The sequence below is a fragment of the Isoptericola sp. Y581 genome, from assembly GCF_059445475.1.
Genome location: NZ_JCAIUK010000012.1, coordinates 67,463 through 88,991, shown reverse-complemented (window position 1 = coordinate 88,991; position 21,529 = coordinate 67,463). Strand labels below are relative to the sequence as shown.

The window sequence follows — 21,529 nt, the reverse complement described above, 5'->3', positions numbered from 1 at the left end:
TGACCAGCAACGATGTAGGTCAGGCCATCACATACCCATGGCTAACCCCGAGCCCGTGAATAACGCTCTGACCCCGGCGCCCGTCATCCCTGGGTCTGACTTTGGGGTCCACGCCCTGGTCTGATGTCTTCGCGTGGCGGGCCGGGCATGCTCGGAGCATGACGAACCCGACGGCCCCTGTGGGGGACCCGAAGCCGCGCCGCGACCGGCTGCACGACCTCCTGCCGATCGAACGATGGGACGCCACCGGCTTCCTCGGACGCTGGGTGGGCGGCGCGGCCATGATGCTCGCCCCGCTCATGATGCTGGCGGGGGCGGTGCTGCGGTCCCGCGTCCACTTCTTCTATCCCGACCAGCTCGCGGCGTCCGCGCAGAGCCCGGTGCTGATGTCCGCGGCGTACGGGTTCTTCGCCGCGGGGAACGTGCTGCTCTGGCCCGCCGTCGTCGTGTTGGCCGCCCGGATCGGCGTGCGCCGCCCTGGGTGGGGCCTCTGGGGCGGGATGCTAGCGGTGTCCGGGCTCTTCGCCCGCGCGTTCCACGCCGGGGTGGACCACCTCGCGTTCCAGTTGGTGCACGCCAAGGGGGTCGGGGCCGCCACCTCCGTCGTGACGGCTGGCTATGGCGCCTTCCATGTCTTCTCGGCTCTGAACCTTGCCATCCTCGCGGGCTGGGTCGTGCTCGCTGTCGGCGCGTGGCGCGCGGGTGTGCTCGGGCCGGTGCGAGCGCTTGCGCTCGGGCTCACGGCGGCGCTTCCCTTGGGCGTCCTCAAGGGCACAACACCCCTGTCGCTGGTGGCTCTAACGGGGCTGTGCGTCGCTCTCGTTCCGCTGGGCCTTTCGCTGTGGCGCGAGGGGCCCCGCCCACGACGCGTCACGGTCCTGCGCTGGGCCGCGACCGCGGCGCTGGTTCTCGTCGTGCTGGTGCTGCTCGGTCGGGCGGGCTGAGTGGTCGCCCCCGGCTACCGTCGGACCATGACGCCCACGGCCGGCCGCCGCAACCTGTTCCTGGTCGACGTCGTGGCGGCCGTCGCCCTGACCGCCATCTACGTCGGCTTCGTGCGGATGGGCTCCGACGACGGCCAGGCGAGCTTCGATGGCCCGTTCTGGCTGGGATGCCTGGTCGCCGCGGCAGCCGGGCTGCCCGTCGCGGTCCGTCGCGTCTGGCCTGTCCCCGTCCTGGGCACGGTCGTGGCCGCCCTGGCTGCCGCGACGCTCCTCGACATCGTCCGCGAGCCGTTCGTCGCAGCAGGGCTGGCGGCCTACATGGTCGGGCTGGCCGAGCCGGTCCGGCGCGCCACGGCCGCCCTCGCGGTCACGCTGCCAGTGGCGGGGGTCGCGGTGTACCTGGGGGCGGCCTCAGTGACACCCACCGAGAACCCGTCGGGCGCCCTCGGCCTCGCCGCTCTCGTGGTCCTCGTGGTCGGCGGCGCCTGGACGGCCGGAATCGTGGTGCGCGGCAGGCGGGCGGACGCCCGGCGACGACGCCGGTACGAACAGGAGCGGGCTGTGGAGGAGGAACGCCTCCGGATCGCCCGCGAGCTGCACGACATTGTCTCGCACCACCTCAGTCTCATCGCGGTCCGGGCCGGCGTCGCCGGCCACGTCGCGGAGGCGGACCCGCTCGAAGCGCGGACGGCGCTGAAGGACATCGAGGAGACCAGCCGAGGCGCGCTGAACGAGATGCGGCGCACGCTGGGCATGCTGCGCAGCGACGTCGCACCGCGCGGACCGACCGCCCGCCTCCGGGACCTGAACGCGCTGGCGGCCGAGGCGAGGCGCGCCGGGGTGGCGATCGACCTCACCGTCCGGGGCGGGGACGTGCTGACCGAAGGGCTGCAGGCGACCGTCCACCGAATCGTCCAGGAGGCGCTCACCAACGTCGTGCGGCACGCCGCCCCGACCCGCTGCACCGTCACCGTCGAGGTTGCGGCGGGCGAGGAGGTGCGTGTCGACGTCATCGACGAAGGGCCGCCGGCCGGTGGCCGACGCCGTGACGGCGCGCTGCCGGGCGGCCACGGGCTGCTCGGGGTCCGGGAGCGAGTCATGCTCTACCGCGGGACATTCGATGCAGGCCCCCGCCCGGCCGGCGGCTTCTCGATGTCCGTTCGACTGCCGATCGACAAGGGCGACTCACATGACGGATGACAGGCCGATCCGGGTGCTAGTGGCGGACGACCAGGCGATGGTGCGCGGGAGCTTCCGGCTCCTGGTCGAGCACGCCCCGGGGATGACGACCGTCGGCGAGGCCGCGACCGGGGCCGAGGCCGTCGAACTCGCCCGCAGCGAGCTGCCGGACGTCGTGCTGATGGACGTCCGCATGCCGGAGCTCGACGGAATCGAGGCGACCCGACGCATCACAGCAGACCCCTCCCTCGCCGGCGTCCGCGTCCTCATCCTCACGACCTTCGACCTGGACGAGTACGTCTACGCCGCGCTGCGAGCCGGAGCGGCCGGATTCATCCTGAAGGACGCGCCCCCGCCCGACGTCCTCGCCGCCATCGAGGTCGTCGCCGCGGGCCAGGCACTCCTCACACCCTCGATCACGAGCCGGCTCATCGCCGAGTTCGCCCGCCGCCCGGAGCCAGGACGCCCCACGGCCCGGACCCTGGACGGAGTCACCGACCGGGAGCTCGAGGTGCTCGACGTCGTCGCGCGCGGGCTGTCCAACACGGAGATCGCCGAGCACCTCCACCTCAGCCTCGCCACCGTCAAGACCCACATCGGGCGCCTCCTAGCCAAGCTGCACGCCCGCGACCGGGCGCAACTCGTGATCGTGGCCTACGAGACCGGCCTCGTAGAAGTTCGCACCGGCCGCGAATGACGACTGAAGTTCGCCCACAGGCGTCACGGACAGCTTCGAACGACTCCTCATCACAGCCGCGCGACCGTGACGCTCTTGGCCGGGCGTCCTGCTTCAGAACTGACCGATTCTGAAGCGCCTCAGAATCGGGTTCTGGAGGTTTCGAAACCTCCTTGGGCGCGGCCCGCCATCTTGGCGCACTGGTTCTTGTGGACACCAGGTTGGTGTGGGTGCCCGGGCCGGATGCAGGCATGGTCAATCGCCGTAGACAGCCAGCAGGCGGCCGACCACCCCTCCCTTGCGCAGTCGTTCGAGACCCTGGGGGATCTCGTCAGGGTCGATCCTGTTGAGCGGTGGATTGAGTTCGCCGCTGCGCATCAGCTCGTACAGCTCAGCAAGGTCCTGCTTGGTGCCGGACAGGGAGCCGAGGATCTTGAGCTGCTTGAACACGACGGCCTTGGTGTTCACCGTGGCCTCCAGGCGGCCGAGGCCAACCTGGACCAACATCCCACCATTCCCGAGTGTCTCCACCGCGTCCGCGGTGGTGGACCCGAACCCCGCGTAGTCGACGATCAGCTCGAGATCCTTGTCGGCGAACTCTGTGATCGACTCGGCAACGCCAGCCAATCCCATCCCGGCGGCGTTTTGCCGGGCGCGGGGGTCGATATCGGCGGCGTAGACCTCAGCGCCCCGGAGGGCGGCGACGCGGGCGCCGATGTAGCCGAGCCCGCCGAGCCCGATCACCCCGACCTTCATGCCCTTCGTCGCCCCTCCGACGGTGACCATGGCGTGGTAGGACGTGAGGCCTGCGTCGGTGGCCATTGCTCCGAGCTCGAAGTTCAGCTCGTCAGGGAGTTGGACGAGGTTGTGGGCGGTGGCGCGAATCTTGGGGCCGTAGCCACCGTCCCAGGCTCCGTAGCCGATGGCGTCGCCGTCGGGCATGGCCGGAGCGATCCCGACTCGATCGCCGACCGTCCACTGCTCCATTCCGGGACCGACCTCGCTGACGACTCCAGCGTTCTCGTGTCCCAAGGTCATCGGGATGCGCGGGAAGGACTTCATCCATCCCGGGTCTTCGAGCGTGCTGACGTCGGAGTGGCACAGACCGGCGACCTTGACGTCGACGACTACCTCTCCCGGGCCCGCGTGCGGGACCTCGACGTCTTCCAGGGTCAACGGCTTGCCGGTGCCGTGGAACCGCCACGACTTCATGGTGCTCACAGTGCTTGTCATTCTTGTTGCGCTGCTCAACGGGTGCTGCCGGTTGGTGTCGTGCCTGCGCGGTTGGTCGCCACGGCCTCTTCGCGGGTCAGCGGTGCGGTGAGGCTCGCGTAGTGGTCCATGAGACGGTCGCGGTTGACCGGGCCGGCATCCTTGTCGGCCATGGCGAGGGCCTGACCCAGCTCCTGGACATTCAGCTCGGTGCAGTACGCGGGCGTGCCCGGCTGCTGTCGCCACGACTCGGCCAGTACGCCGGCGTCGTAGGGGTCAAAGCCCGTGTCGTCGACAAGTTGCATGACGAGATTGCGTGCTCGGTCTGAGTCTGCGGCGACAGGCAGGGCGATCCGGTCAGGGTGTCCGGCCGGGCGCGCCTGGGTCCGCTGCGTCTCGGCCAGTGCGGCGTTCCATGCCTTGACGATCGGTCGGCCCAACTGCTCCTGGCTCCACAGGCTCTCGACCTGTCCGCTGTCCGCGGCCTCGTGCGGCCCGGTCAGCTGCGGGTAGTAGTTCGATGAATCGACCACGACCGCATCGTCGGGAGCGCTGGCGACGAGGTCGGCGAGCTTGGGCTGCACTGAGAACGGAACCGAGAGGATGACGACCTCTCGGTCGGCGGTCGAAGCGTCGAGCTGCACCGCCCGCGCGCCGGCCTCCAGCGCTTCGGCTGGTACGACCTCTGGTCCACGGGCGTCTGCGACCAGCACGTCGTGTCCGGCCGTGCTGAGCAGTCGTGCGAGGTTGCCGCCGATGGCACCGGCCCCGATCACGGAAATCTTCATGGTTGTCTCCCTGGGTAGATGTACGCTTGCTTGTGTACATCGTAATGTACGCGACATCGTGTACATCATCAAGTCATCCAGAGAGAAGGCGCGAAGATGGCCAGCCGCCTGGCACGACCGCTCACTGTCCCTAGCGCGGACGAGATCGACCTCTTCGAGGTCATGTCCGCCCTAGCCGACCCCGTCCGGCGCGCACTTGTTGCGTACATCGCCGCTGATCCGGGCACGTCCTGCAGCACCTCCGACTTCGGCGTATCCAAGTCGGCGCTGACACGCCACTGGCGAGTGCTTCGCGAGTCCGGGCTGATCCGACAGGAGGTGGACGGCACGCGTCACCGCAACTGGCTGCGCCGCGAAGAACTCGACAGCCGCTTCCCCGGCCTCGTGCCGCTAGTACTCAAGGAGCTGGCCGTCACGCCGGCCGCCGCGAGCGGACCTGCTACCCAGGTCGGGGACGGCGGCACGGTTGAGCCCGGCAAGTAGGCGGCAGCTCAGGTCCACGCCGGGCGCGTCGGACGTTCTGAGTCGATTCACCGAGCACCAGATCCGACCGATTCTGGGGCGCGGAAGAATCGGGTGTTGGAGCATTCGAAACCTCTGGGTCGAGCATGACCGCCCGAGAGCTCGCCTCAGTCTGCTTGGATACCGGGATCCCGCCGTGTCTCATGCGCTTGCCGCACCGTTCGGACGATGGCCACAACACACCATGCCGTTCCAGCGAGGAAGAGGATCGGTGCGGCAATCTTCACCAGGTACCAGAGCGGCATCGTGTAGATGGCCAGGGGCCAGAAGCCATCGGGCAGCACGTACTCGAACAGGAGCGTCAGGAGCGGGAACACGGAGAGCAGTGCCACGCACCATCCGAAACACCAGAGCGCCACGACGAAGGCTCGCCGAGCGGTCCTGCGATCAGCGGGCACCGGCCGCCCTGCCGGCACCGGGGCCACGTCTTCGTCACCCGTCACGGCCGACCGCGAAATGCTCGACGACTTCGCCCGTCGACACGTCCACGACAACCAGGGACCTCTGCGGCCAGTCGGACGTGTCCTCCGGCACCTGCCAGCCCTCGACCTCGCCGCACCGCACACGGTCGTAGGACGCGACGACGGTGTTGGACCAGGTGTTCACGAGGGCGACCCTGGGGTGCTCCCGCATCTCCTCGGGCCAGTCCGCTGGATCGCTGAGTGGCCGTCCGTCGGCATCGGCGGGCGTGCTGTTGAACCAGCCTTCGTAGCCGCCGTCGGGCTGCCCGGGAACGTCGTTGGTGCCGGCGACGTAGGTGGGAAGCACCGCACACATGTCTGCCACCCTGGATGTAGGCATGGGTTCGCGCGTTGTCGGTGTAGCCGGCGGGGCGGCGTCAGGCGGGGGCCCGATGGGCGCGCCGCATCCAGCCAGCAGGCCCACGGTGGCGAGCCCCAGCGCTCCGACGATCCGAAGGCGGGATCTCGGGCTCCGTCTGTCCACCTGGCGCTCCATCCACGAGAAACACGAGGCGCACCGGTGCGCCGCCACGCAGATTCAATCAGAAGAAGCCGATGCCAAATCCGGCCCCAGCGCTGAGCCTCCACGCAGTTCAATACTGACCGATTCTGGAGCGCGCCAGAATCGGGTTCTGGGTGTTTCGATACCCACGGCCGGTCGCCCGCACGCGCAGGACCGTCTTGAGGTCCAGTGTCACGGGCTCGTGGTGAGATTGCGTCCATGTTCGTCCGCTTTCAGTCGCCCATCCCCGGCAAGCGCGGTGTGCACACTGGCGTCTTCGGGCTCACCAACCTCCTCGGACGTGCTGGACGCCTGACGCCCGACGAACACGCGGCGTGGCGCGCAGGGAACGACTGGTACACCGCCGCCTACCCGGACCCGACCAACACTGATCCCTCCGTCTACGACGAGATCGCGCATCCGCGCGCCACAGCGTGGTTCAAGGAAACGGCCACCCACCTCATCGAGCGGGTGCCGCCTTACCTCGAGATTCTGGCGGCGCACGACGTGGTGTGCGTCCGGGTCGAGTCTGAAGACCCGGGACGCGTCATCTACGAGGACGACGTCCAGATCGTCGTCGCGCCCTACGACCCGACCGCGTTGACGTCGTTCCATCCCACAACGAGATGAGCAACGTCCCGGGTGGCCTTGATGCCGTCCCCGCCGCGGCGGAGAAGTGACGGCCCTGTCGGACCTCAACAATCGCTGTCGGCGCTCCAAAACTGACCGATTCTGGGGCGCGCCAGAATCGGGTTCTGGAGGTTTCGAAACCTCGCAGCGAGACCGGTTCTGGAACCGCGTGGGAGCCGGTCAACTGCCGTGGCGGGTCGCGCACTTCGCTCGGTGACGGCGTGGCGCGGACCACACAGGCACTGGGCTACCGGATGTATTGCGTGGCCAAGGAGGGGCACGTGTACTTCCCTTGCCCGATGGGGCAGCAACCAGAACGATCCATTGACCACCAGGTCGTCGTCACCGGTCACCGCGGAATGATCGGCCAGGAAGTCGTGCGCACGCTCGAGGCCGCGGGCATGGAGGTGCGGGGTCTCGACCTCGCCGACAGCCAGGACGTCAGGGATTCCGGCACAGTGCGCGAGGCGGTCAGAGGCGTTCGGTTCGTCGTGCACCTCGCGGCTCTCGACGATGCGGTCGACGACCCCGGTGCCATCGACCCTCGCTCTACCGGCGGGCCGGCCGCGGTGATGGCGACGAACGTACGGGGCACCGCCGTGCTCCTCAGAGAAGCCGAGCGCGCCCACATCGATCGATTCGTGTTCCTCAGCAGCATCGACGTTCTTGGTTGCTTCATGGGCCAAGGGCTCCCCGCCTACCTGCCGCTCGACGACGACCACCCTGTTGTCCCCCGCGGAGCGTACGCACACTCGAAACTGGCAGCCGAGGAACTCTGCGCGGCGTTCACCGCGACCACGGGAACACCGACTCTCTGCCTACGCCCACCCGGCGTCGTCAACGCCGACATCGCCGAGCACATCCGAGCCGCACGCAACGAGAACCCCGAGTCCGAATACCTGCCGTTCTGGGAATACGGGGCCTTCATCGACGTCCGCGACCTCGCCACGTGCATCTTTCGTGCTCTCGTCGCACCCGGCGTGCACGGGCACCACCGGCTCCTCGTCAACGGACCCGACATCAGCTCGTCAGGGCTCACGACCCGGGAACTGCTCAGCATGGTGTTGCCAGACGTACCGCTCCACACCGAGGCCATTCGGGAAGGAGTCTCGTACGCCCCTCTGCTCGACACCGGCCCCGTGGAGAATTTGCTCGACTGGAGCCCCCGGCACCACTGGCACTAACGACCAAGTGCACCGAGCCGTGTGACGGTGCGACACATCTGTCGGCATCAGGACGAAGTCGCTCTGTCGGACAATCGTGCCGAGCCGCCGTCTCGTTCGCCGGCGTCGGGACGGCGTTGCCGGCGAGGCGGGGCTCGATTCCCGCATCGTTGATCAGGACGTCGAGCCCGCCACGCGCGCCGACGAGCGCGGTCGCGGCCTCGACCGAGGCGTCGTCGAGCACGTCGAGCCGGACGAAGCGCCCGCCGAGCTCCTCGGCGGCCGCGTGGCCGCGGGCGTCGTCGCGGGCACCGAACCAGATCGTGTGCCCGGCCTGGACTGCGCCGGCCTGACCCGCTGGCTGGCCGGCGCCCACCCGGACCTGGTTGACGAGCGGGACGGCGAGCTGACCGCCCAGGCGGCGTGGCGGAGGTCGGTCAGCAGGTGGCGGCCGTGTCTGCGGGCCGTGTCGAGCCAGCCGCGGATGGCGAGGGGCCTGGCCCATCAAGAGAAGATGTGTCAACGCACGTCCCGCGGACAGCCTGGGCATTTACGACACAGCTCGCGGATGACGCACGTCGGGCGCGTGGGCCCAACCCGGGCGTTCACCGCTCATCCGCCCCACGACGGTGCTTGACTGTCGCCGTGCCCTCTTCCCGCAGTCCGCGCCCGGGCCGACGTCGTCGGGTCGCCGACACGTCGGCCCTCGCACGGCTGCTCATCGCCGTCGTCGTCGGTGCGCTCGCGACGGTGGCCGCGTGGCGCGTGTTCGATCCGGCCATCTCGCTGGCCCTCGGATGGGTCGCCCTCGCCGCGACGGACATGGTGTGGACGTGGGTGACGATCTGGCCCATGGACGCCGGCGAGACGGCGGCCCATGCGACCCGCGAGGAGCCGAGGCGCGCGGTCACGCACCTCATCATCCTCGTCGCCGCCGTCGCGAGCCTCGGCGTCGTCGGGCTCGTGCTCGCCACGGGCGACGAGTCGCGCCGTGTGATGACGGCGGCGATCGCCGTGCTCAGCGTCGCTGCCTCCTGGGCGACGGTCCACACCCACTTCGGGCTCCGCTACGCCCGGCTGTACTACACGGGCCCGGACGGGGGGATCGACTTCCACCAGGACGCCCCGCCGCGATACACCGACTTCCTGTACATCGGCGCCACGGTCGGTATGAGCTTCGCCATCTCGGATACGGACCTGCAGTCGTCCGAGATGCGCCGCGCCGCGCTCGCGCAGGCGCTCCTGGCCTACCTCTTCGGCTCGGTGATCCTCGCGGGGCTGGTCAACCTCGTCGCCGGCATGTGACGCGTGGACGAGCGAGCCCAGCACCGAGGTGAGGAAGCCCAGCCGTCGGGACCAGCGCGCGGGCGGGTCGCTCGCCGGGCCGAAGCCCGCCTCGACGGCGTGCTCGGGGTGCGGCATGAGCCCGACGGCCTTTCCCGCGGCGTAGGTGATGCCCACGATGCCGCGGCGGGAGCCGTTCGGGTTGACCATCGAGCCGGGCAGCAGGTGCGCGTCGGTGAGGATCTGGAAGCCGTGGCAGACGTGCCTTGTCGGACCGCCGTGAACTGGATGAAACCGAGGCGCGGCACCCGCGCACGACGCACTCGACGGAACATCTCGAGGCCGCGGCAGATGACGTCGCCGAGTGGGTGCACGCCACTGTCCGGGCGCTCAGGTCAGCGGTGGCCGACGCCGGCGGTCATGCCGCCGCCGACGACGAGTTCTGCGCCCGTCAGGTAGGCGGAGTCGTCGCTCGCGAGGAAGACGACCACGCCGGTGAGGTCGTCCGGGGCGCCGCCGCGGCCCAACGGTATCGGCGTGCGGGACGGGTCGATCAGCACCCCGAGGGCCGAGCCGATGCACGCCCGGGAAGTTCACGGCCACGGCCCGCGTCCGCACCAGCACCTCGCCCGGCCCGGGCTGCGGCGCCGGGACCTCGTCGAGCCGGAGCACGTCGGTGGGCTCCCCGGTGCGGGTCACGCGCCAGGCGCGCACGGTCGGCCCGGGGGTCGGGACAAGGGTCGGGGCAGCTGCGAGTTCATCGTCGCTCTCGTCGCTCTCGTCGCTCGAAGGTCGTGCGGTCGGTGCGGGTCGGAACAGGTCGGGTCAGCTGGGGATCGCCCGGATCCCGCGCAGGAACAGCTCGGTGAGCTGCTGGGCCACCTCGGTCTTGGTCTCGGGGCCCTCGGGCGAGTACCAGTGCGACAGGTAGTGCACGTCGCTGAAGAAGTGCGCCACGAGCAGCGACCGGGGCACGTCCGTGCGGAACACGCCCTCGTCCTGGCCCGCACGCAGCAGCGCGGCGAACTCGTCGTGGTACTCGCGCCGCCGCTGCGTGACCTCCTTGAGGCGCGGCTCGGTGAGCATGTGCATGCTGCGGAAGAAGACCGTGCCCTCGGGCAGGAAGTCGATCGACGTCTCGACGACGTCGACGCACACCGCCCGCACCACGTCCTCGACCGACCCGCCGGCCGCGACGATCTCGTCGAGGTGCGCCTTCTGCAGCGCCAGCATGCGGTCGTAGATGGCGAAGAGCAGGTCGTCCTTGGACTGGAAGTAGTGGTACATGGCGCCCTTGGTGACGCCCGCGGCCTCGACGATCTGCTGCACGCTGGTCGTGGCGTAGCCCTGGGTGGCGAACAGGTCCAGGGCCTCGGCGGTGACCCGGTCGGCGACGTGGGTACTCTTCATGGCTCCCATCCTTCACCCCACCGGCCCGATGCTCGCGCCGCCGTCGATCCGGAGCGTCTGCCCGGTGACCCAGGCGGCGTCGTCGGAGAGCAGGAACGCGACCGGTCCGGCAACGTCCTCGGGCACCCCGAGGGGAGAAGGGGGTACCGCGCGATCGCCTCGTCCTCGTGCCCCTCGTAGAGCGCACGGGAGCTGCTGCGTAAGGTTGATCAGCGCGACCCTGCCCTCGAACCTGCGCTCCATCGCCCCTCCGTGCCCGCCTGCGTCCGGCTCCGTCGTCGACCCGGCCTGCAACATACCGGCCGGTCGGTTCGGGAGGGACCGTACCACGGTGCGTCCCTGGCCAGCATCGTCGCGAGTCGGGCACCATGGCCCGCATGGACTTCGAGCACCCCCTTCCCCCCGACCCGTATGCACTGCTCCCCGCCCCCGCCACGTGCGCGCGATGAGCGGGACGACGACGGGACTGCCGACGCTCGGCGACCTCCCCTGGGCTCCCGCGCTGGACCACCCCGACCTGCTCGCCGCGCCGGTGCTCGACGCGCTGCGGGCCTGGGCCGAGGTCGAGCCGCGGGTCGCCGATCAGGTCGCCGTGGCCGAGATCGACCCCGACCACGCCGACACGGCCACGCTGAACGAGGTGCACGGCCTGTCGCCCGAGGCCTCCGCGAACTGCGTGGTCGTGGCGGGCCGCCGGGGTGACGTCGAGCGCGTCGCCGCGTGCGTCGTCACCGCGACCACGTTCGCCGACGTCAACACGCGGGTGCGCAAGCTGCTCGACGCCCGCAAGGCGTCGTTCCTGCCCACCGACCGGGCGACGGCGGAGTCGGGGATGGAGTACGGCGGCATCACCCCGGTGGACCTGCCGTCCGCGTGGCGCGTGCTCGTGGACTCCCGGTTCGCCGAGCCGGGCACGCTGGCCCTGATGGGCTCGGGCCTGCGTCGGTCCAAGCTGCTCATGCCCGGCGAGCTGCTGTGCGCGATGCCCGGCGTCGAGGTGGTCGAGGACCTGGGCGTCGCCCGCGGCTGACGGCTACGGGCTCAGCTCTCCGCGCGACCGCGGCGCCAGTACCCCATGAACGCGACCGCCTTGCGGTCCACGCCCTTCTCGGAGACCAGGTAGCGGCGCAGGGTCTTGATCGAGCCGGCCTCGCCGGCCAGCCAGGCGTACAGCACGGTGTCCTGCGCGAGGGGGTGACCCGCGGCGTCGACCGGGACCTCCCAGAGGATCTCCGCGTCGATGTCCACGTCGGGCAGCTCGCCGTCCAGGTCCACCCCCGCGGCAGTCAGCGCGGGACGGCCGGCGTCCGTGGCGAACGGCTCGGGGATCAGGGGCGCGTCGGACGACGGGCGCACGCCCATCGCGAGCAGCCGGTCAGCGGCGTCCTTCACGGCCGGCACCAGCACGCCCCCGTGCTCACGCTCCTCACGCGGCAGCCAGGTGATCCGCACCCCGGCGGGCGCCACCAGCGTCCAGCGGTCCTCGCGGTGCGGCACCTCGAGGAAGACCTCGCCGATGGCGTCCTCGGGCAGGGACTCGCAGATCGCGGCGATCGCGGGGACGGCGGTCTCGTCGCCGGCCAGCAGCAGCGCATGGCTGCCGGCGGGCGGGTTGAACTCCAGGCCGCCGTGCGACCCGCCGGTGTACGCGGCGTTCGGGCCCATGATCACCAGCGGCGTGCCCGGCGTCGCGCCGTTGGCCCAGCGCGAGGCGGGCCCGGTGTCGCCGTGCAGCACGATGTCGACGTCCACCTCGCGCAAGTCCTGACGCACCGAGCGGACCGTGTACGTGCGCAGCGGGTTCCGACGCTCCTCGGGCAGCGCCCGCCACGACGTGAACCAGTCCGGGTTCTGCCGGTCCAGGTACTCCCAGCCGCCGCACGGCGCGGGCAGCAGGAACTTGATCCGCTGGTCGCGACCGTTGTCGGCGAACAGGTGGAGGTCGTCGCCGGCGAACGTGATGCGGATGAACGAGGGGCACAGCCGCGTCACCCGCGAGACCGCGACGTCGAACATCCGGTACGACTGCTCGGGGGCGGCGTCCTGCGCGGGCTGCTCTTCGGCGCGCTGCGTCGCCTCGACGGTCTCGGTCACGGTGGTTAGCCTAACCTCACCTAACCCCGGTTCCGCAAGCCCGGGTGACCGTCGTCACATGTCCGGGTCGCGCGCGGGACCCTTGTGCTCGTCGCGTGCCCGCACCACGACGACCGGGCAGGCGGACGTGCGCGCCAGCGTGTGCGTCGCGGAACCGTGGAGCAGCGAGGCGAAGCCGCCGCGGCCGCGGGTGCCCAGCACCAGGCGCTCCGCCGCCTCGGCCTCGCGGTGCAGGACGCGGGCAACCTGCCCCTCGCGCGTCTCGCCGAGCACCTCGAGCGCCCCCGGCGCGGCGCCGAGCTCCCGCAGCCGCTCCTCCACCCGGGCCAGCGCCTGTTCCAGCACCTCGCCCGCGTCGGCCTCGGTGATGTCGTGCCCCTCGTGCTCCGTGGCCCCGCGCGAGACCACCCACTCGGTGACCCCGGGCCGCCAGACCACCACCATGCGCAGCGCGCGCCCGAGCTGCCAGGCGGACTCCGTGGCCGCGTCGAGGGCGAGGCCCGCGGGCTCGGACCCGTCGTACCCCACCACGACCGGCGCGTCGGCCGGCAGGTCCGGCCGCGCCGCCCCCGCGGGCACCACGATCACGGGGCGGTGCGCGTGCGCGGTGGCCTGCAGCACCACGGTTCCCCGGACCGCCTCGTAGAGGCCGCCGTGGTGTGTGGCGCCCAGCACCAGGGCGCCGGCGTCGCCGGAGATGCCCACCAGGGCGGAGGCGGGCGAGGCGTACTCGACGAACGTCTCGGTCGTCACGCCCGGCGCCACGTCGCGGGCGCGCGCGGCCGCTTCCTCCACGACGGGCCAGGGCCCTTCGTCGCCGCGCTCCCCCAGGTCGCCCCCGTGCGGGCGGGCGGCAACACCCGTGTCGTGCGCGTCCCGCACGTAGACGACGCGCAGCATCGCCCCGCGCGCCCGTGCCTCCCGCGCCGCCCAGACGAGGGCGACTTCGGCGGGCTCCGACGCGTCGTAGCCGAGGACCACCGGGGCGGTCGTGCCGTCGCTCACCCTGCCATCGTCTCTCGCCGCGGTCGCGCTCGACACCGCTGTTCGTGGGTGTCGGCACCCGGTCTCGACAAGCTCGACCGACGAGACCTGACGCGGCCGGTCAGGCGCCGCGCCCCCGCGTGCGCCACAGAAGGTAGACAAAGTAGGGCGCGCCCAGCAGGGCGGTGCCGAGGCCGGCGGGGATCTGTCCGGGTGCGATGACGACCCGGCCCAGGGTGTCGGCCGCCGACACCAGGAGGGCGCCGAGCAGGATCGCCACCGGCAGCACGCGGGCGTGCCGGGCGCCGACCAACGCCCGCGCCGCGTGCGGCGCGACGAGGCCCACGAACCCGATGACGCCGACGGCACAGACCGCGGCGGCGGTGGTGAGGGCCGCCGCGCCGAGGAGCACCAGCCTCGAGCGGTCCACCGCGAGGCCCAGCACCCGGGGCGTGTCCTCGTCGAGCGACAGCACGTCGAGCTCCCGCCGGTACGTCACGGCGAGCGGCACCAGCACCAGCAGTGCCAGGGCGACGGGCAGCAGCTGCTCGAGGGTGCGCCCGTACGTCGAGCCGGAAAGCCACGTGAGCGCGAGGTTGACGTCCCAGGGCGCGATGACGAGCACGACGAGGGTGATGAGCGCGGTGGTGCCGGCCTGTGCGCCGATGCCGACCAGCACCAGCCGTTCCGAGCCGAGGCCGCCGCGCGCGGACAGCAGGTACACCAGGGCGAAGACGACGAGCGCGCACAGGCCGGCGGCCGCGGACATGGGCCAGATCCCCACCCCGGGGACCAGCAGGATCATGGTGACCGCGCCCAGCCCGGCCCCCGACGTGACGCCCAGCAGGCTGGGCTCGGCGAGCGGGTTGCGGCACACGGCCTGCACGATCGTCCCCGCGAGGGCGAGGGCCGCGCCGGCGAGCAGGGCCGCGAGCACGCGCGGCACGCGCTGGTCGAGCACGAACGCCACCTGCCGCCCGGCCGCGCCCTGCACCCAGTTCGCGACGTCGCCCAGCAGCACGAGCCGGTCCCCGAGCAGCAGGCCGGCGACCACGGCCGCGACGAGCGCGACGCCGAGCACCACGAGCACCGTGACGACCCGCGCGCGCGAGCGGGGGCGGCCGAGCGCGCCCCGGGCGCCGCGCGCGCCGGCCCCGGCGTCCCGCAGCCGGCGGGCCATCCACACGAGGATGCCCGCACCGAGCACGGTCGTGACCACACCCGTGGGGATGACGACCGACGCCTGGCCGGGCAGGACCGCCCGCAGCAGCACGTCGGAGCCGAGCACCACGACGACGCCGACCAGCGCGGAGAAGGGCAGCAGCAGGGTGTGCCGCCCGAGGCCGGGCACGCGGCGCCCGACCAGCCGCGCGATCACCGGCGCGGCGAGGCCGACGAAGCCGATCGGGCCGGCGACCGTCACCGCGATCGCGGCCAGCAGCACGGCCACCAGCACCGACACCACGCGCGTGCGCCGCACGTCGATCCCGAGGACCCGTGCGGCGTCGTCGCCGAGGCCGAGCAGGTCCAGCCGCCGTGCGAGCAGCAGCGCGCCGGCGACGCCGACCAGCACGACGGGCGCCGCGAGCGCCACCGTCCGCGACCCCGACTGCACGATGCTGCCGCTGCCCCACGCGAACAGGCCGGTGGTCTCCTGCTCGAAGAGCACCAGCAGCACCATGGTCAGCGAGTGCAGTGCGAGCATGATCGCCGACCCGGCGAGCACCAGCCGGGTGGGCCCGTCGGCGCCGCCGCGGGCGAGGGCGAGCACCAGCGCGGCGGCGGCCAGCCCGCCGAGGAAGGCCAGCCCGCCCTGCAGGTAGAAGGGCACGGTCAGGCCGAGAGCCGCCGCCGCGACGACGGTGACGTACGCCCCGGCGTTGACGGCGAGCGTGTCCGGCGAGGCCAGCGGGTTGCGCGCCACCGACTGCAGCACGGCGCCAGCGACGCCGAGCCCCACCCCGACCAGGAGGCCGGCGAGCAGCCGCGGCAGCCGGGACGAGACGAGGACCGCCACGGTCTGGTCGGTGTCCGCCCCGACGACGGCGCGCAGCACGTCGAGGGCGCCGACGTCCGCGGTCCCCTGGGCGAGGTGGACGGCGGACAGCAGCAGCACCGCGAGCAGGGCGAGGCCGAAGGCCGCGACGATGCGCGCGGGGGCCGCCCGCCCCGCCCTCGTGCCGGGCGTGGCACCGGCCTGCCCCGCGAGGTCCTCCGCCGTCGTGCTCACGGTGCTGCCCACCCGTCGCTCACCTGCTGCTCAGCCGCCGGACGGGGGGTCAGGCGAGCGCGTCGACGAGCGCGTCGATGTACGCCGCGCCGGACAGCGGCCCGCCGAACATCCAGATGCCGTCGGGGCTGCGGTGCACGTGGCCGGCGGTGACGAACGGCAGCTGCGCCCAGACCTTGTTGTCCTTCAGGCCATCGGCGAACGGGTCCGCCTCGGAGTCGTTCGCGGCGTAGACGAACTGCACGTCGCCCAGCGCGGTCAGCCCCTCGACGTCGGTCTGCGCGAGGCCGTAGTCGGGGTCACCGCCGTCGGTCCAGGCATTCTTGAGGCCGACCTCCTCGCCGAGCGCGCCGAAGAACGACCCCGGCGTGTACATCCGCACCGTCACGGTGCCGTTGGCGATCCAGCCGTCCGCCATCGCGAACTCGGCGCCCGCGAGACCCGCCTCGTCGAGGGCGGTGGTCGCCTCCGCGACCTTGGCGTCGAAGTCGTCGAGCGCCGCGGCCGCGGCGTCCTGGGTGCCCGTCACCTCGCCGAGGGTGGTCACCGTCTCGCGCATGTACCCGAGCGGGTCCTCGCCGTCGGAGCCGCGCAGCGTCAGCACGGGCGCGACCTCCTCGATCTGCGCGATGACGTTCTCCGGCAGGTCGGTGGTCGTGACGACCAGGTCGGGCTCCAACGCCGAGATCGCGTCGAGGCTCGGCTCTGCTCGTGTGCCGACGTCGGGCGTGCCCTCGTCGATCGGCGCCACCGTGTCCCACGTGTTGTACCCCGCGACGTCGGCCTGCCCGGCCGGCTCCACCCCGAGGGCGACGAGGTTCTCCGTGAGCCCCCACTCGAGGGAGACGATGTCGGCCGCGGGCGCGTCAAGGGTGTGCTCGCCCCGCTCGTCGGTGTAGGTGACCGGGCCGGTCGCGGCCGACGTCTCGGGGGCCGCCTCCGACGTGGGGTCCTCGGTGGTGCCGCACGCGGTGAGGGCGAGCGCCGCCACGGCAGCGGCAGCGCCGGCGAGCAGCGGTCGGGTGGTCATACGCATGGGTGTCCTTCGGGGCCGGTGCGCCGCGGGCGCGGGCACGAGGGTGCCGGGCGGTGGTGCCGGCGCGGGTAGGTCGGTGGTGGGTCGGTGGTGGGTCGGTGGTGCAGGTCTCGTCACACGCGCGCGACGTGCCGGCCGACGGCCTCGCAGCGCGTCCGCCCCGTGACCGGGTGCGTGGTGACGTCGACGTGGATGCCGTAGACGTCCGTGAGCAGCTCGCTGGTGAGCACCTCGTCGGCGCGGCCGGCCGCGCGCACCTCGCCCCGGTGCAGCACGACGACGTCGTCCGCGACGGCGGCGGCCTGGTTCAGGTCGTGCAGGACGACGCCGACCGCGGCCCCGTGCTCGGTGGCGAGGTCGCGCACCAGGTCGAGCAGCTCCACCTGGTACCGCAGGTCGAGGTAGGTGGTGGGCTCGTCGAGCAGCAGCACGCCGGTGTCCTGGGCGAGGCACGTCGCGAGCCACACGCGCTGCAGCTCGCCGCCGGACAGCTCGTCGACGCCGCGCTCGGCCATCTCGGCAACGCCCGTGACGTCCATGGCGTGGGCGATCGCGCGCGGGCCGTCGGCGTCGGCGGAGCGGAAGCGGCCGCGGTACGGGTGGCGCCCGTAGGCGACCACGTCGCGCACCGTGACGCCGCTGGGCGTGGGGTGGCCCTGCGAGAGCAGGGTGACGCGCCGGGCGAAGTCCTTGGGGTGCAGCGCGAGCGCGTCGGTGGCGGCGCTCCCGCCGTCACCGGCGTCGTCGAGCACGACCGTGCCGGCGTCGGGGCGATGCAGGCGGGCGAGCGAGCGCAGCAGCGTCGACTTCCCCGAGCCGTTGGGGCCGAGCAGCGCGGTGACGGCACCGGCCCGCAGCTCGATCCGCGCGCCGTCGACGACGGTGCGCTTGTCGTAGGAGAGGCGCAGGCCGCGGCCGGCCAGCGCGGCGGCGGGGCGGGACGCGACCGCGGACACAGCCACGGGCACCGGCTCGGCCGACGGAACCAAGGTCTGACTCACATAGGTGAGGCTAACCTTCACCTAGGGGTTTCGTCATCCCCCTGTATCGTCATTCCTTGTGACGCGGGTCACCGGTCAGGCGCGCGTCGCCCAGAACGCGACGGCGGAGGCGGCGGCCACGTTGAGCGAGTCGACTCCCCCGGCCATCGGGATCGTCACCACCGTGTCGGCCGCCTCGACCACCCCGCGGGACAGCCCGTCGCCCTCCGTGCCGAGCACCATCGCGAGGCGCTCGGGCGGGTCGGCGGCCAGGTCGTCGAGGGAGACGGCGTCGTCGGCGAGGGCGAGCGCCGCGACGGTGAACCCGTCGTCCTGCAGGGCGTGCAGCCCGCCGGGCCACGACTCGAGGCGCGTCCACGGCACCTGGAACACCGTGCCCATGGAGACCCGCACCGACCGGCGGTACAGCGGGTCGGCGCAGCGCGGGGAGACCAGCACGGCGTCCACGCCGAGGGCGGCGGCGCTGCGGAACACCGCACCCACGTTCGTGTGGTCCACCAGGTCCTCGAGCACGGCCACCCGTCGCGCCCCGGCGCCGCCCCGCGCTCCGGCGAGGAGGTCGTGGACGCTCGGCAGCACCGGCCGGTGCATCGCCGCGAGCGCCCCGCGGTGCAGGTGGAACCCGGTGATCCGGCGCAGCACGTCCTCGTCCGCGACGTACACCGGCGCCTCGGGATGCTCGGCGACCACGTCCGCCATCGACGCCAGCCACTTGGACCCCATGAGGAACGACCGCGGCCGGTGCCCTGCCTCCAGGGCGCGGCGGATCACCGACGACGACTCCGCCATGTACAGCCCCTCGGCGGGCTCGCGCGCCGCGCGCAGCTTGACGTCCTTGAGGTCGGTGTAGTCGTGCAGGCGCGGGTCGGCGGGGTCGGTGACGTGCACGGGCTCGGGGGTGCTCACCGGGGCATTCTCCCCCGAGCCACCACCCGCACCGGCACCTCATCGGCTCGGCACCGTCGCGTCAGCGCGGGAGGACGTCCTCGAGGGTGCGTGGCGCGCCCGCCGTGCGCCAGGCGCCCGGCGTCGTCCCGTACCGGCGGACGAACGCGCGGTGGAAGCCCGGCCCGGAGTCGTAGCCGACCCGCCGGGCCACGCCCGCCACGCTCGTCCCGGGCTCGCGCAGGAGCCGCGCGGCGGCGTCCATCCGCCATCCCGCCACGTAGGTCATCGGGGGCTCGCCCACCACGGCGGCGAAGCGCTCGGCGAACGCCGACCGGGACAGGTGCGCCACGGCGGCGAGCGACGCCAGCGTCCACGCGTCCCCTGGCGCAGCGTGCACGGCGCGCAGCACCGGGCCGAGCGCCGGGTCGCGCAACGCCGCGATCCAGCCCGACGCCGGCTCCTCGGCCTCCAGCCAGCCGCGCACCACGTGCACGAGGAGGACGTCCGCGAGGCGCGCGGTCACGACGTCGGTGCCCGGCCGGGGGTGCCGCGCCTCGTGGCTGATCGCCTCGACGACGGCGCGCAGCCACCCGCCCTCGGGGCCCTCCCCGGCGACGTCCGCCCCCGACGGCGCCCGCAGCACCGGGGGGAGGCTGGCCAGCAGCCGCCCCACGCCGGGGTCCGTGAACCCGACGGCCCCGCAGACCAGGGTCGCCGGCCGACCGCCACCGTCGATCCGCAGCTGCTCGTACCGCTCGGCGACGACCGTGCGGTCGATCTCCCACAGCCCGGTGGCCCGGTCCTCGGCCGCCCCGGTGATGTGGTGCCCGGTGCCGTGCGGCACCAGCACCAGGTCGCCGGGGCCGAGGTCCTGCCGCTCGCCGTCCACGTCGACCACTGCCCGGCCGTCGAGCAGCAGGTGGAACATCATGACGCTCGGCAGCGCGGGCAGGGCGATGCCCCACGGCTCGGTGAACCTGCCCGTGGAGCAGAAGACGGCAGTCATCTCCAGGTCGCCCAGCACGTCGGCCCAGGGGTCCTCCTGCGGGAGCCCGGCGCCAGGCACCGGCAGCGTCGTCGCCATGACCTCGTCGCTCATGACGCCATCCTGCGCCCGGCCGGACGATCAGTCAATGAATGCGGACATCCGCTTATTGTTCGTCCGACTGAGGGCCGAGAGTCTGGATCCAGACGCGGGGCCGATTCGCGGCCCTGCCTGCGACGTAGGAGGCACCTCATGCATGTCCTGGTGGTAGGAGCGACGCGCGGCACCGGCCTCGCCGTGACGCGGCAGCTCGCGGCCGACGGGCACACGGTCACGGCGTTCGGACGGACGGCGAGCGCCGTGTTCGCAGGGACGATCCCTGGGGCCGGCGCCGTGCGTCCGGTCGACGGGGACGTGCTGGATCCCGAGGCCGTCGCCAAGGCGGTCGCGGGTCAGGACGCCGTGGTGGTCACGCTCGGCATCTCCGACAACCCGCTCGCCGTCCAGTGGCTGCGCCGGGCGAGCACCGCGCTGGACGTGCGCTCCCGCGGCACGGCCACCGTGCTCGCGGCGATGCGCGAGACGGGGGTCCGGAGAGTCGTCGCCCAGACGACGTACGGCCTGGGGGAATCCTGGCGGCACCTCGATCTCACGTGGAAGCTGGTGTTCCGCTTCGTCATCGGGCGCCAGTTCAAGGACTCGGCACGCCAGGAGGAGGCCGTCCGGGCAAGCGGGCTCGACTGGACGATCGTGCGCCCCGTCTCGCTCACCGACGACGAGGCGACCGACGGCCCGGCCGCGCCCGCCCACGTCACGACCGACGACACCCGGGCGGGGCTCAAGGTCTCGCGCGCCCGGCTCGCGCGCGTGCACGCCGAGGCGCTCGCCGACCCCGCCGCGGTGGGTGCGACCCTCAGCGTGTCGGGCTGACCCCGGCCCTGGTGCAGTGACGGTCCTGGTGGGCGGGGCGTCGGGGTCCCGTGCCAGGATCGCACCGTGTCCCACGCCGAGATCCGCACCGTGCCCGCCCCCGCTGTCGTCGTCCGCGACCGCGACCAGGCCGACCTACCCGTGCTCGCCGAGGTGCTCGCCGCCCAGCAGCCCGCGTCGCGCTACCCGCACCGGTGGCTGCTGCCGTTCCCCGTCGAGGAGTTTCTCGTGCGCCCGGACGAGGAGCGCGCGTGGGTCGCCGAGGTCGGGGGGCAGGTGGTCGGGCACGTCAGCGTCACCACGGTGCCCGACGACCGCTTCGGGGCGATCTGGTCGGCAGGGGTCGGGCGGCCGGTCGCCGAGCTCGGCTGCGTGTCGGTGCTCTTCGTGGGCCTCACCGCGCAGGGCCGCGGCGTCGGAAGCGCGCTGCTCGACGTCGCCGTGGCGCACCTGCGCGCGCAGGGCCGCACTCCCGTGCTCGACGTCGACGACCGCGACGGCGTGGCGCACGCCGTCTACCTGCACCGCGGGTGGCGCGTGGTGGGCGAGGCCCGGTTCGACTGGCAGCGAGACGGGGCGCCGCCCGCCCGGCTGCTCGTGCTGCCCTGAC

The 21,529-nt window shown here is 72.5% G+C and carries 24 protein-coding genes and 2 pseudogenes; 10 read left to right on the top strand and 16 right to left on the bottom strand.

Annotation, left to right across the window (positions count from 1 at the left end):
* The first annotated feature begins 158 nt into the window (after positions 1-158).
* From AC1C2W_RS19170 to AC1C2W_RS19160, 3 genes are read left to right on the top strand one after another with little or no spacing between them, the layout of a single operon-like run.
* Complete coding sequence (locus tag AC1C2W_RS19170; RefSeq protein ID WP_495414022.1) at positions 159-944, top strand: hypothetical protein; 786 nt, start codon at positions 159-161, stop codon at positions 942-944.
* A 27-nt stretch (positions 945-971) separates the two neighbouring features.
* Positions 972-2,144 (top strand): sensor histidine kinase, encoded by a 1,173-nt coding sequence (locus AC1C2W_RS19165; protein WP_495414021.1) that lies wholly within the window; start codon positions 972-974, stop codon positions 2,142-2,144.
* Entirely contained in the window at positions 2,134-2,820 is a 687-nt protein-coding gene (locus tag AC1C2W_RS19160) for a response regulator (RefSeq protein ID WP_495414020.1), read from the top strand. The genes AC1C2W_RS19165 and AC1C2W_RS19160 overlap by 11 nt, the downstream gene beginning before the upstream one ends.
* A 234-nt stretch (positions 2,821-3,054) precedes the next feature.
* Here the strand turns inward: AC1C2W_RS19160 and AC1C2W_RS19155 are convergent, their stop codons facing one another.
* Both AC1C2W_RS19155 and AC1C2W_RS19150 read right to left on the bottom strand, forming a co-directional pair.
* Positions 3,055-4,011, bottom strand: a complete 957-nt coding sequence (locus AC1C2W_RS19155; protein ID WP_495414025.1) for a zinc-binding dehydrogenase — start codon at positions 4,009-4,011, stop codon at positions 3,055-3,057.
* A gap of 35 nt (positions 4,012-4,046) precedes the next feature.
* Entirely contained in the window at positions 4,047-4,856 is an 810-nt protein-coding gene (locus tag AC1C2W_RS19150; protein WP_495414024.1) for an NADPH-dependent F420 reductase, read from the bottom strand.
* Positions 4,857-4,895: 39 nt separating this feature from the next.
* Here AC1C2W_RS19150 and AC1C2W_RS19145 point away from each other — a divergent pair, with 39 nt between their 5' ends.
* The gene (locus tag AC1C2W_RS19145; protein WP_495391328.1) at positions 4,896-5,282 is read left to right on the top strand and encodes an ArsR/SmtB family transcription factor; all 387 of its coding nucleotides are present in this window, start codon (positions 4,896-4,898) and stop codon (positions 5,280-5,282) included.
* A gap of 146 nt (positions 5,283-5,428) precedes the next feature.
* On the opposite strand, the gene AC1C2W_RS19140 is transcribed toward AC1C2W_RS19145, so the two are convergent.
* Both AC1C2W_RS19140 and AC1C2W_RS19135 read right to left on the bottom strand, forming a co-directional pair.
* On the bottom strand, positions 5,429-5,653 hold the full coding sequence (locus tag AC1C2W_RS19140; RefSeq protein WP_495391329.1) for a hypothetical protein: 225 nt from the start codon (positions 5,651-5,653) through the stop codon (positions 5,429-5,431).
* A gap of 100 nt (positions 5,654-5,753) precedes the next feature.
* Positions 5,754-6,122 (bottom strand): hypothetical protein, encoded by a 369-nt coding sequence (locus AC1C2W_RS19135; RefSeq protein WP_495414019.1) that lies wholly within the window; start codon positions 6,120-6,122, stop codon positions 5,754-5,756.
* 381 nt (positions 6,123-6,503) lie between these two features.
* On the opposite strand from AC1C2W_RS19135, the gene AC1C2W_RS19130 reads away from it, so the two are divergent.
* Positions 6,504-6,914 (top strand): hypothetical protein, encoded by a 411-nt coding sequence (locus AC1C2W_RS19130; RefSeq protein WP_495414018.1) that lies wholly within the window; start codon positions 6,504-6,506, stop codon positions 6,912-6,914.
* A 263-nt stretch (positions 6,915-7,177) separates the two neighbouring features.
* Entirely contained in the window at positions 7,178-8,098 is a 921-nt protein-coding gene (locus AC1C2W_RS19125; protein WP_495414017.1) for an NAD-dependent epimerase/dehydratase family protein, read from the top strand.
* Positions 8,099-8,243: 145 nt separating this feature from the next.
* Here AC1C2W_RS19125 and AC1C2W_RS19120 read toward each other — a convergent pair.
* A pseudogene (locus tag AC1C2W_RS19120) lies at positions 8,244-8,582 on the bottom strand (hypothetical protein); the annotation flags it as partial.
* A gap of 140 nt (positions 8,583-8,722) precedes the next feature.
* Here AC1C2W_RS19120 and AC1C2W_RS19115 point away from each other — a divergent pair.
* On the top strand, positions 8,723-9,382 hold the full coding sequence (locus tag AC1C2W_RS19115; protein WP_495391257.1) for a DUF1345 domain-containing protein: 660 nt from the start codon (positions 8,723-8,725) through the stop codon (positions 9,380-9,382).
* A gap of 6 nt (positions 9,383-9,388) precedes the next feature.
* On the opposite strand, the pseudogene AC1C2W_RS19110 reads toward AC1C2W_RS19115, so the two are convergent.
* The 4 genes and pseudogenes from AC1C2W_RS19110 to AC1C2W_RS19095 all read right to left on the bottom strand — a co-directional run.
* Positions 9,389-9,673 (bottom strand): annotated as a pseudogene (locus tag AC1C2W_RS19110) (phosphoribosylformylglycinamidine synthase subunit PurQ); the annotation flags it as partial.
* A gap of 83 nt (positions 9,674-9,756) precedes the next feature.
* Entirely contained in the window at positions 9,757-9,921 is a 165-nt protein-coding gene (locus tag AC1C2W_RS19105) for an SDR family oxidoreductase (protein ID WP_495391256.1), read from the bottom strand.
* A 265-nt stretch (positions 9,922-10,186) separates the two neighbouring features.
* Positions 10,187-10,771 (bottom strand): TetR/AcrR family transcriptional regulator, encoded by a 585-nt coding sequence (locus tag AC1C2W_RS19100; RefSeq protein WP_495391255.1) that lies wholly within the window; start codon positions 10,769-10,771, stop codon positions 10,187-10,189.
* Positions 10,772-10,783: 12 nt separating this feature from the next.
* Entirely contained in the window at positions 10,784-10,897 is a 114-nt protein-coding gene (locus AC1C2W_RS19095; RefSeq protein ID WP_495391254.1) for an SDR family oxidoreductase, read from the bottom strand.
* Positions 10,898-11,216: 319 nt separating this feature from the next.
* Between AC1C2W_RS19095 and AC1C2W_RS19090 the strand changes: the two genes are divergently transcribed.
* On the top strand, positions 11,217-11,801 hold the full coding sequence (locus tag AC1C2W_RS19090; RefSeq protein ID WP_495414016.1) for a YbaK/EbsC family protein: 585 nt from the start codon (positions 11,217-11,219) through the stop codon (positions 11,799-11,801).
* An 11-nt stretch (positions 11,802-11,812) separates the two neighbouring features.
* Here AC1C2W_RS19090 and AC1C2W_RS19085 read toward each other — a convergent pair whose 3' ends face one another.
* The 7 genes from AC1C2W_RS19085 to AC1C2W_RS19055 all read right to left on the bottom strand — a co-directional run bounded on the left by AC1C2W_RS19085 (position 11,813) and on the right by AC1C2W_RS19055 (position 20,103).
* The gene (locus AC1C2W_RS19085; RefSeq protein WP_495414015.1) at positions 11,813-12,865 is read right to left on the bottom strand and encodes a siderophore-interacting protein; all 1,053 of its coding nucleotides are present in this window, start codon (positions 12,863-12,865) and stop codon (positions 11,813-11,815) included.
* 54 nt (positions 12,866-12,919) lie between these two features.
* Positions 12,920-13,870: a universal stress protein gene (locus AC1C2W_RS19080; RefSeq protein ID WP_495391251.1), complete on the bottom strand. Its 951-nt coding sequence runs from the start codon at positions 13,868-13,870 to the stop codon at positions 12,920-12,922.
* Between the two features lie 100 nt (positions 13,871-13,970).
* Positions 13,971-16,091, bottom strand: coding sequence for an iron ABC transporter permease (locus AC1C2W_RS19075; RefSeq protein ID WP_495391250.1), 2,121 nt, complete (start codon positions 16,089-16,091; stop codon positions 13,971-13,973).
* Between the two features lie 37 nt (positions 16,092-16,128).
* Complete coding sequence (locus AC1C2W_RS19070; RefSeq protein ID WP_495391249.1) at positions 16,129-17,109, bottom strand: ABC transporter substrate-binding protein; 981 nt, start codon at positions 17,107-17,109, stop codon at positions 16,129-16,131.
* 119 nt (positions 17,110-17,228) lie between these two features.
* Entirely contained in the window at positions 17,229-18,116 is an 888-nt protein-coding gene (locus tag AC1C2W_RS19065; protein WP_495391248.1) for an ABC transporter ATP-binding protein, read from the bottom strand.
* A 75-nt stretch (positions 18,117-18,191) separates the two neighbouring features.
* Positions 18,192-19,022 carry a TrmH family RNA methyltransferase gene (locus tag AC1C2W_RS19060; RefSeq protein ID WP_495391247.1) on the bottom strand — a complete coding sequence of 277 codons (831 nt, stop codon included), beginning with the start codon at positions 19,020-19,022 and terminating at the stop codon, positions 18,192-18,194.
* A 61-nt stretch (positions 19,023-19,083) separates the two neighbouring features.
* A complete protein-coding gene (locus AC1C2W_RS19055; protein ID WP_495391246.1) occupies positions 19,084-20,103 on the bottom strand; it encodes an AraC family transcriptional regulator in 1,020 nt (339 codons plus the stop codon).
* 138 nt (positions 20,104-20,241) lie between these two features.
* Here AC1C2W_RS19055 and AC1C2W_RS19050 point away from each other — a divergent pair, with 138 nt between their 5' ends.
* Positions 20,242-20,919, top strand: coding sequence for an SDR family oxidoreductase (locus AC1C2W_RS19050; protein WP_495391245.1), 678 nt, complete (start codon positions 20,242-20,244; stop codon positions 20,917-20,919).
* Positions 20,920-20,985: 66 nt separating this feature from the next.
* On the top strand, positions 20,986-21,528 hold the full coding sequence (locus AC1C2W_RS19045; RefSeq protein WP_495414014.1) for a GNAT family N-acetyltransferase: 543 nt from the start codon (positions 20,986-20,988) through the stop codon (positions 21,526-21,528).
* Position 21,529 lies beyond the last annotated feature (1 nt).

Bases quoted from the DNA above. Each gene is read 5' to 3' on its own strand.
- AC1C2W_RS19170 (WP_495414022.1), top strand. From the start codon at position 159: ATGACGAACCCGACGGCCCCTGTGGGGGACCCGAAGCCGCGCCGCGAC.
- AC1C2W_RS19165 (WP_495414021.1), top strand. From the start codon at position 972: ATGACGCCCACGGCCGGCCGCCGCAACCTGTTCCTGGTCGACGTCGTG.
- AC1C2W_RS19160 (WP_495414020.1), top strand. From the start codon at position 2,134: ATGACGGATGACAGGCCGATCCGGGTGCTAGTGGCGGACGACCAGGCG.
- AC1C2W_RS19155 (WP_495414025.1), bottom strand. From the start codon at position 4,011: ATGAAGTCGTGGCGGTTCCACGGCACCGGCAAGCCGTTGACCCTGGAA.
- AC1C2W_RS19150 (WP_495414024.1), bottom strand. From the start codon at position 4,856: ATGTCGCGTACATTACGATGTACACAAGCAAGCGTACATCTACCCAGG.
- AC1C2W_RS19145 (WP_495391328.1), top strand. From the start codon at position 4,896: ATGGCCAGCCGCCTGGCACGACCGCTCACTGTCCCTAGCGCGGACGAG.
- AC1C2W_RS19135 (WP_495414019.1), bottom strand. From the start codon at position 6,122: ATGCCTACATCCAGGGTGGCAGACATGTGTGCGGTGCTTCCCACCTAC.
- AC1C2W_RS19130 (WP_495414018.1), top strand. From the start codon at position 6,504: ATGTTCGTCCGCTTTCAGTCGCCCATCCCCGGCAAGCGCGGTGTGCAC.
- AC1C2W_RS19100 (WP_495391255.1), bottom strand. From the start codon at position 10,771: ATGAAGAGTACCCACGTCGCCGACCGGGTCACCGCCGAGGCCCTGGAC.
- AC1C2W_RS19090 (WP_495414016.1), top strand. From the start codon at position 11,217: ATGAGCGGGACGACGACGGGACTGCCGACGCTCGGCGACCTCCCCTGG.
- AC1C2W_RS19070 (WP_495391249.1), bottom strand. From the start codon at position 17,109: ATGACCACCCGACCGCTGCTCGCCGGCGCTGCCGCTGCCGTGGCGGCG.
- AC1C2W_RS19055 (WP_495391246.1), bottom strand. From the start codon at position 20,103: ATGAGCGACGAGGTCATGGCGACGACGCTGCCGGTGCCTGGCGCCGGG.
- AC1C2W_RS19050 (WP_495391245.1), top strand. From the start codon at position 20,242: ATGCATGTCCTGGTGGTAGGAGCGACGCGCGGCACCGGCCTCGCCGTG.